The organism is Delftia sp. JD2 (assembly GCF_001682645.1).
Classification (GTDB): domain Bacteria; phylum Pseudomonadota; class Gammaproteobacteria; order Burkholderiales; family Burkholderiaceae_C; genus Comamonas; species Comamonas acidovorans.
This window is the reverse complement of the sequence record NZ_LFJT01000010.1, coordinates 91,582-105,377: the sequence shown is the minus strand read 5'-3', so window position 1 is coordinate 105,377 and position 13,796 is coordinate 91,582. Positions and strand designations below refer to the sequence as shown.

At 65.7% G+C, this 13,796-nt stretch carries 14 protein-coding genes; 7 read left to right on the top strand and 7 right to left on the bottom strand.

Annotated elements, in window-relative coordinates; genetic code table 11:
- Nucleotides 1-3 precede the first annotated feature (3 nt).
- The gene (locus ACM14_RS08170) at nt 4-1,260 is read right to left on the bottom strand and encodes a benzoate/H(+) symporter BenE family transporter (RefSeq protein WP_012205538.1); all 1,257 of its coding nucleotides are present in this window, start codon (nt 1,258-1,260) and stop codon (nt 4-6) included.
- Nucleotides 1,261-1,451: 191 nt separating this feature from the next.
- On the opposite strand from ACM14_RS08170, the gene ACM14_RS08165 reads away from it, so the two are divergent.
- Nucleotides 1,452-2,966, top strand: a complete 1,515-nt coding sequence (locus tag ACM14_RS08165; RefSeq protein ID WP_065345854.1) for a PLP-dependent aminotransferase family protein — start codon at nt 1,452-1,454, stop codon at nt 2,964-2,966.
- A 30-nt stretch (nt 2,967-2,996) separates the two neighbouring features.
- On the opposite strand, the gene ACM14_RS08160 is transcribed toward ACM14_RS08165, so the two are convergent.
- Nucleotides 2,997-4,277, bottom strand: a complete 1,281-nt coding sequence (locus tag ACM14_RS08160) for a serine hydroxymethyltransferase (RefSeq protein WP_170962038.1) — start codon at nt 4,275-4,277, stop codon at nt 2,997-2,999.
- Nucleotides 4,278-4,770: 493 nt separating this feature from the next.
- Here ACM14_RS08160 and ACM14_RS08155 point away from each other — a divergent pair, with 493 nt between their 5' ends.
- The 4 genes from ACM14_RS08155 to ACM14_RS08140 all read left to right on the top strand — a co-directional run bounded on the left by ACM14_RS08155 (nt 4,771) and on the right by ACM14_RS08140 (nt 8,030).
- On the top strand, nt 4,771-5,733 hold the full coding sequence (locus ACM14_RS08155) for a diiron oxygenase (RefSeq protein ID WP_012205541.1): 963 nt from the start codon (nt 4,771-4,773) through the stop codon (nt 5,731-5,733).
- The gene (locus ACM14_RS08150; RefSeq protein ID WP_065345853.1) at nt 5,730-6,809 is read left to right on the top strand and encodes a 2Fe-2S iron-sulfur cluster-binding protein; all 1,080 of its coding nucleotides are present in this window, start codon (nt 5,730-5,732) and stop codon (nt 6,807-6,809) included. Before ACM14_RS08155 ends, ACM14_RS08150 begins: the two co-directional genes overlap by 4 nt.
- Before the next feature lie 51 nt (nt 6,810-6,860).
- Nucleotides 6,861-7,565 (top strand): glutamine amidotransferase, encoded by a 705-nt coding sequence (locus ACM14_RS08145; protein ID WP_065345852.1) that lies wholly within the window; start codon nt 6,861-6,863, stop codon nt 7,563-7,565.
- A gap of 96 nt (nt 7,566-7,661) precedes the next feature.
- Nucleotides 7,662-8,030, top strand: coding sequence for an antibiotic biosynthesis monooxygenase (locus ACM14_RS08140; RefSeq protein WP_012205544.1), 369 nt, complete (start codon nt 7,662-7,664; stop codon nt 8,028-8,030).
- 213 nt (nt 8,031-8,243) lie between these two features.
- Here the strand turns inward: ACM14_RS08140 and ACM14_RS08135 are convergent, their stop codons facing one another.
- The 3 genes from ACM14_RS08135 to ACM14_RS08130 all read right to left on the bottom strand — a co-directional run bounded on the left by ACM14_RS08135 (nt 8,244) and on the right by ACM14_RS08130 (nt 9,750).
- Entirely contained in the window at nt 8,244-8,585 is a 342-nt protein-coding gene (locus ACM14_RS08135; RefSeq protein ID WP_034393459.1) for an H-NS family nucleoid-associated regulatory protein, read from the bottom strand.
- A 317-nt stretch (nt 8,586-8,902) separates the two neighbouring features.
- Complete coding sequence (locus ACM14_RS31435; protein ID WP_139093392.1) at nt 8,903-9,205, bottom strand: hypothetical protein; 303 nt, start codon at nt 9,203-9,205, stop codon at nt 8,903-8,905.
- A gap of 281 nt (nt 9,206-9,486) precedes the next feature.
- The gene (locus ACM14_RS08130) at nt 9,487-9,750 is read right to left on the bottom strand and encodes a hypothetical protein (RefSeq protein ID WP_065345851.1); all 264 of its coding nucleotides are present in this window, start codon (nt 9,748-9,750) and stop codon (nt 9,487-9,489) included.
- A 158-nt stretch (nt 9,751-9,908) separates the two neighbouring features.
- Here ACM14_RS08130 and ACM14_RS08125 point away from each other — a divergent pair, with 158 nt between their 5' ends.
- Both ACM14_RS08125 and ACM14_RS08120 read left to right on the top strand, forming a co-directional pair.
- On the top strand, nt 9,909-10,367 hold the full coding sequence (locus ACM14_RS08125) for a hypothetical protein (protein WP_065345850.1): 459 nt from the start codon (nt 9,909-9,911) through the stop codon (nt 10,365-10,367).
- A 156-nt stretch (nt 10,368-10,523) separates the two neighbouring features.
- The gene (locus ACM14_RS08120; protein WP_012205554.1) at nt 10,524-10,844 is read left to right on the top strand and encodes a heavy metal-binding domain-containing protein; all 321 of its coding nucleotides are present in this window, start codon (nt 10,524-10,526) and stop codon (nt 10,842-10,844) included.
- Nucleotides 10,845-10,884: 40 nt separating this feature from the next.
- Here ACM14_RS08120 and ACM14_RS08115 read toward each other — a convergent pair whose 3' ends face one another.
- Together ACM14_RS08115 and ACM14_RS08110 are read right to left on the bottom strand one after the other, a co-directional pair.
- The gene (locus tag ACM14_RS08115; protein ID WP_065345849.1) at nt 10,885-11,826 is read right to left on the bottom strand and encodes an ABC transporter substrate-binding protein; all 942 of its coding nucleotides are present in this window, start codon (nt 11,824-11,826) and stop codon (nt 10,885-10,887) included.
- 5 nt (nt 11,827-11,831) lie between these two features.
- A complete protein-coding gene (locus ACM14_RS08110) occupies nt 11,832-13,754 on the bottom strand; it encodes a TonB-dependent receptor (protein WP_065345871.1) in 1,923 nt (640 codons plus the stop codon).
- Nucleotides 13,755-13,796 lie beyond the last annotated feature (42 nt).

Here is a 13,796-nt window from a genome sequence, read left to right as displayed (position 1 = left end):
GTTTCAGCTCCTTTTGATGGCGGCATCGGCGGCGGGCACGTTGCCGGTGCCCGCCTCGCTGCGGGCGGCCCGGCGCGGCCACTGGCCGTTGAGCACGGCATGGGCCACCAGGCCTATGACCAGGCCCCAGAAGGCGCCGCCTATGCCCAGCATGGAAATGTTGGCTGCGGCGGCCAGGAAGGTGATCAGCGATGCCTCGCGGGTTTTGGCGTCGGCCAGCGCATTGGCCAGGCTGCCGCCGATGGTGCCCAGCAGCGCCAGGCCCGCCAGCGTGGTGATGAAGGTGGCCGGAAACGCCATGAACACGGCCGCCAGCGTGACGCCGAACACGCCCACCAGGATGTAGAACACGCCCGCAGCGATGCCCGCGATCCAGCGCCTGGACGGCTCTTCATGCGCCTCCTTGCCCGTGCAGATGGCGGCCGTGATGGCGGCGATGTTGAAGGCGTGCGAGCCGAACGGCGCCATCAGCAGCGAGCCCAGGCCCGTGAGCGTGACGATGGGGTTGGCGCTGGTCTTGAAGCCGTCGTTGCGCAGCACCAGCATGCCGGGCATGTACTGCCCGGTCAGCGTGATCAGGAACAGCGGCAGGGCCACACTCAGCAGGGCGTTGAGCGTGAATTCCGGCCGCGTGAACACGGGCGCGGCAAAGCGCAGCTGCAGCCCGGACAGGTCCACCCGGTCTTGCGCCAGCAGGAACGCCAGGCCCAGCGCCAGGATGCCTACCACCGCATAGCGCGCCGTCAGCCGCTTGAGCAGCACATAGGCCACGATCAGCAGGCCGGCCAGCAGCGGGTCCACGCTCATGCCGCCAAAGGCCTTGATGCCGAACTGCAGCAGGATGCCCGCCAGCAGGCCCGAGGCCACGCCGGGCGGAATCAGCCGGATCACGCGCTCGAACCAGCCCGACAGTCCCAGCACCACGAAGGCCGCGGCCGACACCACATAGGCGCCCACGGCCTCGGCATACGGCGTGGTGGCCAGGGCCGTCACCAGGAAGGCGGCGGCCGGCGTGGACCAGGCCGTGATGATGGGCTCGCGCGAGAGCCAGCTCAGCACCAGCCCGGTGACGCCCACGCCAATCGAAATCGACCACACCCACGAAGCCGTGAGCTCCGGGCTCAGGCCGGCCACCTTGGCGGCCTGGAACACCAGGATGAAGGTGCCGCCGTAGTTGACGATGACCGAGATCAGCCCGGCCACCACGGGGTGGATGAGGTCGCTGAAGCGAAGGGGTGAGTGTGTGTCTGATGAAGGCATGGTCTTCTCGTTTTCCTTGGGGGTTGGATTCCTGGCTGTCTGAAGAAAGGGGTATTTGAGCGCCAAAGTGGACTGAATGATCCATACACTTCGCTCTCTTGTTTCAGACCACTTTGCAATGGGCGCGCAGCGTTTGCGTCAGTACAATGGCCTGCCCAAGAGGTGCAATGAGATGAAAGGCAGCAGACCGCATGAGCAAGACCTTCGAGCTTGAGACCCTGAAGATCCGCATGGGAGATGCCGACCTGCGCCAGCTGGACCTGCACCAGCGGGTGCAGCGCGCCATGCGTGCGCTGATCCTGGATGGAGCTCTGCTGCCCGGCCTGAAGCTGCCGGCCACGCGCTCCCTGGCCGACTCGCTGGGCATTGCCCGCGACACGGTGGAGAACGCCTACACCCAGCTGCACCGCGACGGCTTCATCGTGCGGCGCCAGGGATCGGGCAGCTATGTGTCCGAGACCATCGGCACCGAGCTGCGGGGCCGGGCGGCGCGGCGCGGCCGCTCGCCCGAGCACGAGCGCAGCGCCCAGGTGGCCGCAGCGGGCAGGGCCGGTGCCGGCCTGAGCCGGCGCGGTCAGGCCATTGTTGAGGGCGGCGGCATCGCCGACCAGCAGACCATTCGGGCCTTTGCCACCGGCCTGCCCGAGACGCGCACCTTTCCCACCGATGTCTGGGAGCGGCTGCAGCGGCAGGCGCTCAAGGACTACCGCGCCAGCGTCCTGCTGCACGGCGACCCGCAGGGCGCCGAGCCGCTGCGCAAGGCCATTGCCACCTACCTCAACCTGGAGCGCGGCGCCAAGGTGGACGCCGGGCAGATCGTGGTGCTCAGCAGCACGCGGCAGGCGCTGTTCCTGTGCGCGCAGCTGCTGGTGGATGCGGGCCGGCCCATCCTGCTGGAGAACCCGGGCTACTTCGGCGCCCGCAAGGCCTTCGAGTCGGCCGAGGCCAAGGTCCTGCCCATCGACGTGGACGCGCAAGGCATACGCACCGACCTGCTGCATGCCGACCGCAGCGGCGCCACCTGCGTCTACGTCACGCCGTCGCACCAGTACCCCACGGGCGTCACCATGCAGCTGGAGCGGCGGCTGGACCTGATCCGCTGGGCGTTCGAGAGCGGGCGCTGGATCATCGAGGACGACTACGACAGCGAATTCCACTACGACGGCATGCCCACCGCCTGCGTGCAAGGCCTGGACAAGCACGCGCGCACCATCTACATCGGCACCTTCGGCAAGACCCTGTACCCGGGCCTGCGCATGGGCTACATGGCCTTGCCGCAGGAGCTGGTGCGCGCCTTTGTCCAGGCGCGCAGCATCATGGACGGGCACACGCCCCAGATCCAGCAGCTGACGCTGGCGCGCTTCATGGAAGACGGCCACTACAACTCCCACGTGCGGGCCATGCGCAAGCTGTATGCGGGGCGGCGCGAGGTCATCCTCGAATCCATAGGCAGGCACCTGGCCGGCATCGTCACCGCGCCACGGCCCCAGGGCGGCATGCAGGTGCCCTGCCTGCTGGAGCCCGGCTGGTCCGAGGAAGACACCATCCGCCGCGCCGCCGCGGCCGGCGTGCTGCTGCAGGGGCTCAGCCGCCTGTACGCGGGCGAGCAGAGGCAGCCGGGCTGGCTGCTGGGCTATGCCTCGCTCACGGCCTACGAGATCGAGGCCGCCGTGCTGCGCCTGGCCAACGCGCTGCGAAAACCCTGACAGGTTGGGAGAAGCCGGACGCTGCATGCCTCAATAGGGCAGGGGAAAGCGCCCGGTCAGGTCGGACACGCCTTCGTGGATGGACTTGAGCGTGCGCGCGTTCATGGTGCCGCTGCGTATGCCGCCCAGCGTGGCAAGAATCATGTCGCCGATCTCGCGGAACTCGTCGGCGCCCATGCCGCGCGTGGTGCAGGCCGCGCTGCCCACGCGGATGCCCGAGGTCACCAGCGGCCGCGCGCCATCGCCGGGCACGGCGTTCTTGTTGACCGTGATGCCGATCTGCTCCAGCGCCGTTTCGGCGGCCTTGCCCGTCAGCTCCCAGGGGCGCAGGTCGATCACGCCCAGATGGCAGTCCGTGCCTGCGGACACCACGGACAGTCCGCCCTGCGACAGCCGGTCGCACAGCACGCGGGCGTTGTCCACCACGGCCCGCGCATAGGTGCGAAAGGCGGGCTTGAGCGCCTCGCCCAGCGCCACCGCCTTGGCCGCCACCACATGCATCAGCGGCCCGGACTGCAGGCCCGGAAACACGGCGGCGTCTATGCGCCTGGCGATCTCGGCGTCGGCCGAGAGGATCATGCCGCCGCGCGGCCCGCGCAGCGTCTTGTGCGTGGTGGTCGTGGTCACATGGGCGTGCTCCACGGGCGAGGGGAACACGCCTGCGGCTACCAGCCCCGCCACGTGCGCGATGTCGGCCATGAAGATGGCGCCCACCCGGTCGGCAATGCGCCGGAACTCGGCCCAGTCCATCTGCCGTGAATAGGCCGAGCCACCGGCAATGATGAGCCTGGGCCGCTCCTTCAGCGCAATGCGCCGCACCTGGTCCATGTCGATGCGCTGGGAGCGGGCGTCCACCTCGTAGCTGATGGACTGGAACCACTTGCCCGACACGCTCACGCGGGAGCCGTGCGTCAGGTGCCCGCCCGAGCGCAGGTCCAGCCCCATGATCTTGTCGCCGGGCTCCAGGAACGCCAGGTACACGCCCTGGTTGGCCTGGCTGCCCGAGTGCGGCTGCACGTTGGCGTGCGCGCAGCCGAACAGCGCCTTGGCACGCGCAATGGCCAGGTTCTCCACGGCATCGGCATTGGCGCAGCCGCCGTAGTAGCGCACGCCCGGGTAGCCCTCGGCGTATTTGTTGGTCAGCACCGAGCCCTGCGCCTCCATCACCGCGCGGCTCACGAAGTTTTCAGAGGCAATCAATTCAATCGAGCGTGACTGGCGAATCCGCTCGGCCGCGATGGCATCCCAGGCCTCGCTGTCTGCCTGTTGAAGATCCAGTGAATTGATTTTGGGAAGCGATAAATCGTCCATGTCGCATTGGCTGTCTTGGAGGCGCTGAAGCACAGGAATCGGCAGCGTCCGGTTTATGGAAGGATTTGGAAACCAGGGCGCATCGGTAATGGGCAGTCTACAAAGTGCAGCGGCCTTGATTCCGACCATGTTTCAGCGGGTGAGCAGACCAATTAAGGTGGCATGCCAATGTAAACCGTTGAAAAAGCGGTCTGGTTCATTGTCGAAAATAGGTCTGTTTGAATCCATGCTCTCTCCATAGAATTCGCCGCCAGACGTTGAAAGTCATGAGATCCAATACCGCCACGAATTATTCGCAATCTGCAGCCGGGGAGATTGATTCAAGGTGGAATATGACAGAGTGAAGAAATCCATGACAACGTATCTGCCATCTGCAGCGACATTTGAAGCGCTATTTGCAGCGCCATTGGTGATTGCGGCAGATGGAGAAAGCGGGGGAGGGAATAGGCGATTTGACTCAGATCAATCAAGTTCAATCACACGGAGTTGAAAAATGAATCTCGATATCTCTCGGACAGATGACGCCGTGCGCGATGCGCTCAAAAAGCTGTCCCTGCTCTGGAAGTCAAGAGCGGCCGTGAATCAGGACCTGCCTGATTACTGCGGCTTGGCGTTCGACCCCGCCCGGCAGGACTTCACCGCCTCGCTGCTGCCGTTTCGCGATCACCAGGCATGGGTGGAGGCGCCACAGCACCTGCGCGACCAATGCCTGTCCTACGCCTGGGGCATCTACAACCTCAAGACCATCTACATCGAGTGCAACGTGGTCACGCCGGCCTGCGAGGACATCATCAAGACCCCGCCGCCCAGCGCCAACCGTGCGCTGCTGCAGGACGTCATGTCCCAGGCCCTGCTGGACGAGGCCCTGCACACCCGCATGTCCATCATGGCCTGCAACTACATCTACGAGATGCGCGGCCTGGCGCCGCTGGACTACGCGGACTTCAACCTCGTAGGCTGGCGCAACGGCGTGCTGGCGCAGTGCGGCGCGGAATGGGAGCGCCGCCTGGCGCGCTTCGCCATTGCCTGCGCCAGCGAGACCCTGATCACCGACTACCTCAAGACCATGGCCGAGGACCGCTCCATCCAGCCCATCTGCCACGAGGTCACGCGCACCCACGCCGTGGACGAATGGAGCCACTCCAGCGTCTTCAGCTCGGTGGCCACCGACATCGTCCAGGGCCTGAGCAACCGCGAGCGCAGCTACCTGCGCTCCATCATCCTCAAGACCGTGCAGATGTTCGCCAACAACGAACTGGGCGCCTGGTCCACCGTCTTCACCATGGTCGGCATGCCGCATGCGCGCGACATCCTGCACGACGTGGGCGACAGCAACGAGATCGGTGTCTACACCGACTCGGTGCAAAGCCTGATCGACCGCATCGGCCTGGCGGGCCGCAACCTGGGCGGCAGCGTGGCGCTGGTGTCCTCGGTCCTCGAGGAGATGCAGGCATGAGCGCCGCCCTCCAGGCAGGCAGCGCGCTGGCGCGCTGCGCGGCGGCACGGGCAGAGGCGGGCGGCGTCATGGTCTACACCCTGCGCGTGCAGGGCACCTCGGCGCAGTTCCTCGGCGGCTTGCGGCCCGGCCGGCATGTGGCCATCGAGCATGCCGACGCCAATGGCGCCGTGCAGCAGCGGCTGTACTCCATCACCCGATACGAGCCCTGCAGCGAGCACGACGGCGCCGGCCAGTTCGACATTGCCGTCAAAAGCTCGGGCCGGGGCAGCGTCTCCGACCACATGCATGCGGTGCTGCGCGCAGGCTCCACGCTGCCGCTCGGCCACGTGGCCGGTGACATCACGGCCGACCTGGTGCTGGGCCTGGACTCCCTGGTCATGCTGGCCGGCGGCATCGGCCTGACCCTGCCGCTGGCGCTGCTGCGCGAACTGGACCGGCTGCAGCAGCAGGGCCAGCGCGTGCCCCGCACCACGCTGCTGCTGTGCTTTGCACGCATGGCCGACATTCCGTTCCTGCAGGAGCTGCAGCAGCTGTACGAAACGGCCCCCTGGTTCGACCTGCGTATCCACATCACGCGCGAAGACATTGCCGCCCACGGCCCCTTCGTGCCGGGCCGCCCCTCGCAGCAGTCCCTGCTGGCGCTGGGCCAGCCCCAGGCGGTGGTCATCTGCGGTGGCCACGCCTTTGCGCAGACCTTCCGCGAGCATGCGCGGGCCTGCTTTCCCGGTGCCATACAGCACATCGAGGCCTTCACGCCGCCAGCCGCATCCACCGCCCAGCCAGGCGAGACCGCGCAGGCATGCCAGCTGCAGATCGCGCACAGCGGGCAGATTGTCCAAGCCGCATCCGGCAAAAGCCTGCTCGAAATCCTGGAAGGCGTGGGCATTGCCATCCGCAGCCAGTGCCGGGCCGGCATCTGCGGCAGCTGCCGCATCCGCATCACGGGAGGCAGTTCACGGCTGGAGGCGGACTTTTGCCTCAGCGACAGGGAAAAGGAAGCCGGCTATGCCTTGGCCTGCTGCACCTTCCCCTCGGCAGGCCATATCCACGTTGATCTCAAACCCGGCGCCTGACGGGCTCCGCACGTTCCAAGCCACCCTCCTGTATCCACCTGAGTTCCTCCCATGAAAAAAGCCATCGCGCTGCGCCACATCCACTTCGAAGACCTGGGCACCCTGCATGCCGAGTTCGCCAGCCGCGGCTACGAAGTGCAGTACGTCGATCCCAGCATCGGCGAGCTTGACACCCTGGACCTGGGCCGTGCCGACCTGCTGGTCGTGCTGGGCGGCCCCATAGGTGCCTATGACGAGGCGCTCTATCCCTTCGTCGCCCAGGAGCTGGCGGCCGTGCGCCGCTGGCTGGACAGCGGCAAGCCGCTGCTGGGCATCTGCCTGGGCGCGCAGCTCATCGCGCGCGCGCTGGGCGCCAGGGTCTACCCGCTGGGCGTCAAGGAAATCGGCTTTTCGCCGCTCACGCTTACCGATGCGGGCCTGGCCTCGCCCCTCGCCAAACTGGACGGCGTGCCCGTGCTCCATTGGCATGGCGACCAGTTCGACATTCCCGAAGGCGCCGTGCACCTGGCTGGCACCGCCATCGGCGCCAACCAGGCCTTCGCCGTGGGCTCGCAGGTGCTGGGCCTGCAATTCCATCTGGAGGCCGATGCGGCCCGGCTGGAGCGCTGGCTGGTCGGCCATGCCTGTGAGCTCGGCATGGCCAAGGTGGACCCGCGCACCCTGCGCGCCGATGCCCAGAAATACGGCGGCCTGCTGACCCTGGCCGCGCGCGATGTGCTGGCCGCCTGGCTGACCAACCTGGAGCGCAGCCGCTGAACCTGCGGCGCCGCCCATTCACCCATTTCCCCCCACGCCGGAGCCGCCGCTGCGCGGCGCCGGAATCTCTGTTCCCGAAAAAAAGGAGAGTTGAAGATGGTTGTCGTACTGTTCGAACTGCAGGCCTTGCCCGGCCAGAACCAGACCTATGTGGACCTGGTCAACAAGCTCACCCCCATGCTCAAGCCCATGGAGGGGTTCATCTCCGTGGAGTGCTTCCAGAGCACGCTCAACCCCGAGAAAGTCATGTCCGTCACCACCTGGCGCGACGAGGAAGCCGTCGTCCAGTGGCGCAACGTGGAAGCCCACCTCAGCGCCCAGCGCGCCGGCCGCGACAAGATCTTCAAGGACTACCGCGTGCGCGTCACCCAGGTGCTGCGCGACTACGGCCTGAATGACCGCGCGCAGGCGCCTGCGGACAGCATCATGGGCAAGGCAGGCAGCTGCCCCGTCAGCCACGCCTGAGGGCTGGCGGTGCCGCAAAGGCCCGGCTGATCCCCCTGCCGGAGCGCGATGCACGCCCTCGAGAGATGCCGGCAGTGACTACGCTGCCGGCGCCAGGCCGTAAAAAAAGCCCGCTGAATGCTCAGAGGGCTTTTTTTCGGAAGGCACAGATTCCTTCGCATCGGAACTCCACCGCACCGCACGGCATCCTGCGTGCCGCCGTGTGCAGCGCTTTCAGTTGCGAGCTGCCGCTGCCGCCATTTCGGCGAGAAACGGACCTTGGGCCGCTTCGGGTTTGCTTTCGATGAGGAAGTCGTCGCGATCCTGGTCCTTGATCCAGTTCGGAGGCTTGCCCCGGCCTGTCCACGTCGCTCCCGTGGCCGGATCGCGATACTTCGCCGGCGCACTGGTTTTTTCAGGGATGTAGGGGAACACTTGCTGCTGGGTGAACCCGAAATCGGTCACCAGCTTCTGGACCTTGGACAGGGCAGCGTCGGCCGCCGAGGTGCGGGCCTTGGCAATTTCCATGTCCAGCGCGGCCTTGGCCGCAAGGAGTTCTTTGAGGGACTGTGTCATAGGGGTGCGAAATTTTTGAAGCCAGATTATGGGGCTGTTCGGGCAGCCGCGTGGTGTCCGGATCATGCAGGCCGATGAAAGGAAGGCCGCCCGCCTGAACCTGCTGCCGAGCCGGGTGACCACAGGCCCGGGCAGGAAAGCCGGTCTTGCCCTCATCCGTGATCGCGCGCACTACCCCGCACGGCCGCAGCGATCACGTCAGGCGGAACGTCCCGCGTCACCACACGGCCCGAACCGATCACGACGACCTGTAGGCAACGACTGTGGCTACAGATGCAACCCCTGATCCAGGCTTCCGTGCCTTCTTCCGTTTTTGATTATTGCTGGCGCTTTTGAATAAAGCGTCCAAGGACACCGCCGACCAAGCCGCCGCACATCGCAGCCATGAAAACTGCTCTATCTGAAAGCCAATGAGAAGTAAAAACGAATTTCAACAGAAAGGCCACGATGGAAAATCCGATCAAGGCCCCCATTCCAGCAAAAATTTTTGAGTCCAGGAAGCTTGCGGCTTCCTTGTATTCCTTGGAATGACCGTTTGCTTCATAGATCAAGGTCGCTCCGCAGTTGATGCAGCGAACATCGGTCGCTTGAAATTCATGGCTACATTTTTGGCAGTGCATTTCTACTCCTATTAAGAATGCATTTCTGAGATGTTTTTAATTGAATAAACGCATGCTCTCAAGGGGCGGATCTCGCAAGCGCACCATGGCATCAATCAGGTAAGAGCCTTTATCTGCTCTAAAGCATCAGTGTTGGTGTTCGGTGCCGGCAGGCATCATACCGTTGTAGGTCTGGCTGGTGCGCATGCAGGCGAACTGTAGGTCGAGGCTGGGCATTCTGGGGCGGCTTGGGAAGAAGGAAAGGGGCAATGCTGTCATTGCCCCTTGGTCTTGAGAGGGCTCTAAGCTTTCAAGCTGCGAACGAATTCGCTCCCCACTTCGACTCCTAGAAGAGAGTCCACGGCCGCCACCCGCTTCAGCGCTTCGTCGGCGCTGAAGCCATTTCCCTCCAGCACGGCCAATGCATCGTTGTGCAGGGCATAGGCCAGGTGCGCTGCGATCCGTACGCTCGGATCCGCATCCACGTTGCTTCCCAGATATCCGCTCAGGAGAAGACGGATCTCGTATACGGCTTTCGCCAGGATTTTTGACTCATTGGTGCGCATGGGATGGTCCTGCCATGAATACTGGCGACTGTGTGCCGGAACCATGAATGTAAGTACTTGGGCCATCTACGGCCCGGCGTGATGGCGGGCATCAAGGCAAATTGCGCCGTACTTTGCGACACAATCCGCCTCTTGAATACCTCTGAAGGAGATGGCCTGTGCCAGCGCCCCGCCATTGGATCGAATTCGTTGAGGACTGGCGTGCCGAACCCATGGCCTACTGGGTGCATGCCGAGCAAGAGGTTGGGCTCTGGTGCCGCGCCAGCCGTTACCTGCCCTCGGCACCTGCTCACATTCCCCACAAGGGCTTTGCCGTTCTCTGTGTGGAGTTCGGGGCGCATGTACTGCGTTTTTCCTCTGCGGCTCAGCTCGATGAGTGCATTCGTGTACTTTCCATGAAACCCTTGCCCACATCGCGCCAGTTGTCCAACCTGCGCGTCACGTCGCTGGGGCCAAACGGGCATTGGTTGAGCCGGCTGCCGGTGGCGATCAAATCCGGAAAGGCAAGAGGGCGGGTGGTGATGGGGCTTGAACAGACGCGGGCAGCGATAGTAGGCAAGTCCGATGGGTGGACGTGCCAGAACTCGGCTGAGCGGACCAATGCCCTGGCGAGCTGACAGCATCATTACAACTGGCACAGACTGCACCGCAGCAGCGGCCAAGTCGCTCCGTGTCTAGGATCAAATCTCCAAACAATCGCTTGACGGTTCACAGCTGGTCCGGCCGAGTGGCGAAAGCTCGGCACTCCCCATCACCAACACCCAGGAGCTTCAATGATCATCACCACCACCCCCCAGATCGAAGGTCGCCGAATCACCCGCTACTGCGGCGTGGTCGCGGGCGAGGCGATTTTGGGCGCCAATGTGTTCAAGGATTTGTTCGCCGGGCTGCGCGACATCGTGGGCGGGCGGTCGGCCACCTATGAGCGCGAGTTGCAGCGGGCGCGCGAGATTGCGCTCAAGGAGCTGGAGGAACGTGCCCAGGAACTGGGCGCTAATGCCGTGGTGGGGGTGGACCTGGATTACGAAGTGCTGGGCCAGGGCAATGGCATGTTGATGGTGTCTGCCAGCGGCACGGCCGTGGTGCTGGAGTAGGCAGGGTCATCGGCCAAGCGGGCCAAGCAGGCCAGCGAAGTCAACGCGGCGCTGCGCCCGGCATCTGCAGGCAGCGGCCCAGCGCCCGCGCTGCCTCGCCCAGGCGCGGGCCGGGGCGGGAGACCACGTCCGTTTCGACCAGGTCCAGCGCGCAGATGCGGCCCGAGCGCACGGCGGGCATGCGGCTCCAGCCGGGGCGGGTGGCAAAGCTGGCCGATGGCGTCTGCGGCGTGTGGATGATGAGTTCTGGCTGCTGGCGCAGCACGTATTCGGGCGTTATGCGGGGGAAGGGACCCAGGTTCTGCGGCAGCACATTGCGCGCGCCCAGGCGCTGCAGCAGCTGGCCTATGAATGAGTCCGGCCCCGCCGCATAAGGCGTGGCGTCCACTTCGAAATACACCCTCTGCCCGGCGGGCGTGAGCGCAGCCAGCGCCTTGGCCTGCTGGTCCACCTCGGCCTGCATGCGCGCCAGCAGGGCGTTGGCGCGCTGCACCTGCAGCAGCTGGTCGAGCTTGTGCAGTACCTGCTCCAGCTGCGCCATGTCGTTGGCGTCCAGTGCCAGCACGGGAATGCCGAAGCGCTCCAGCTGTGCGATGACGGGTGCGGAATACGCCATCAGCACCACGTCGGGCCTGAGCCGCACGGTGGCCTCGACCAGCGGGGCAAAGGTGTGGCCCAGCTTGGGCAAGGCGGCCACACGCGCTGGGTGGTTGGAGAACTCGTCCACGCCCACGATGCGCTCGCAAGCGTCCAGTGCGCACAGCGATTCGGTCAGCGAGGGCAGCAGCGAGACGATGCGCTGCGGCACCCGCTCCAGGCGCACATGCCGCCCGCGCATGTCGGTGACGGTGTACGGCGTGCCTGTGCTCGCGCCTGTGCTGCCTTGGTTCGCATCCACCGCCTTTTGCGCGACGGCGCCGCCCGCGCAGGCCAGGGCGGCGATCAGCAGCAGAAGGCGGGGCAGGCGCACAAGCAGGTGCATGGCGGTCAGGGCAGAGGTGTCCAGCGCACGCTGACGAAGACCGTTCGGCCCGCGTTTGCATAGCCGCGCGTGGGGGCGTAGTCGCGGTCGGCGATGTTGTTGACCCGGGCCAGCAGCGTCCATTGCCTTGTCAGCTGGCGCTGGGCGTAGAGGTTGACCACGCCGTAGCCGCCCAGCTTGAAGGTGTTCGCCTCGTCGGCGTAGCGGCCGCTGTAGAGCTGCGCTTCGCCGCCCAGCGTCCAGCCGGCCGCCTGGGTGTCGGCGTTGAGCTTGAGCATGCGCTTGGAGCGGTAGGGCAGCAGCTTGCCGGTCTCCAGGTTCTCGGGGTTCATGAAGTCCAGCGAGGCGCCCAGGTTGGCGCTGCCCATGCGCGTGCTGCCCGCCAGCGTCAGGCCGGTGATTTCCACGCTCTGCCAGTTGCGGTAGCAGTTGCAGGGAAGGGCGCTGTTCCAGTCGTAGGTGATGAGGTTCTTGAACTTGTTGCGGTAGACCACGGCCGAGAGGCGGTTGGCACCGGCCGCATAGTGCAGGCCCGTTTCCACGTTGGTGCTGCTTTCAGGCTTGAGGTCGGCCGCCGCCTGGCCCGTGAAGCGTTCGTACAGCGTGGGCGTTCTGAAGGCCGTGCCGGCCGATGCCACCCAGCGCCAGCGCTCGTCGATCTGCAGGCCGTAGCCCAGGCCGCCCGTGGTCTTGTTCTGCTGGTCGCGCACCTGGTCGTGGCGCAGGTTGGCGTCGAACTGGTGGCGCCCCTCCGTCAGGCGCCAGCCGGCCGACAGGGAGTTCTGCACGCGCCGGCTGTCGGTGTTCTGCGTCCAGGCGTATTGCGTGTCCAGCCTGTCCTCGCGGCGCTCCAGGTCGATGTTGAAACGGTGCTGGCCCAGCGTGAACAGGTTCTGCAGCAGGTAGTTGGTGGAGCGGCCCTTGGCGCTTTCGGGCGACTGGGTGTGGCGGTCGCTTTGGCTGTCGGTATGGGAGACCTGGACCACGCTTTTGTAGATGGCGTTCCAGCCGGCCTGCCAGCGCAGGCTGCCGGTGGTGTTCTTGACCACGTCGTAGTCGTCGAACGGTGGCGGGCTCTGGTCGTAGTGGGTGCGCAGGCGGCTTTGCAGCAGGCTGGCATCGATCTGGTGGATGCCCGTTTTGTAGCCCGCGTTCAGGCCCAGCGAGGTGTTGCTGTAGCCATCCTTGTCCGGATTGGGCGAGAAGGTGTTGCCGGGGTAGACGTCGAAGCCGTCGCTGCGCTCGTCCGCCAGGTTCAGCCCATAGGTGAAGCCGTTGGCTCCGCCTTGAAATCCCGTGGCGAGCTTGCTGGTGCCCTGGTTGCCTATGCCAGCCTCGGCATAGGCGCGGGTCTGGCCGTCCGCCCGCTTGGTGAAGATCTGGATCACGCCGCCCATGGCGTCTGAGCCATAGATGGCGGCGGCCGGGCCGCGCAGCACTTCGATGCGCTCGATCTGCGCCAGCGGCAGGGTGGACCAGACCGCGCCGCCCTGCAGCTCCTGCGAGCTGTAGCGCACGCCGTCGATGAACACGGCAGTGTGCTGGTTGCTGGTGCCGCGCAGGTAGACCGAGGTGACTTGGCCAGGCCCGCCATTGCGGTTGATCTGCACGCCCGGCACCTGCACCAGCAGGTCGGCCACGCCCGTGGCGCCGCTGCGGGCAATGGTCTCGGCGTCGATCACGGTCATGTCGGCCGTGACGGTGCGCAGGGGCTGCTCGCTGCGCGAGGCGGTGACGACCACGGTATCGAGCTGGGAGGCCTGTGCGCGCTGCGCCTGTTGTGCCTGTTGTGCCTGTTGTGCCTGTGCTTGGGCCTGGCAGGCCAGCAGCGAGGCCGCAGCCAGGGCGGACAACGTGCGCAGTACGGGGAACGCCGAGGGCGAGCGAAGAGCGGCGCCAGGGGCGCGCGCGAGGGCGAGGGTGTGCATGGATGCGAGCCAGTTGCGCGCCAGCGACCCCGCCGGCACGGA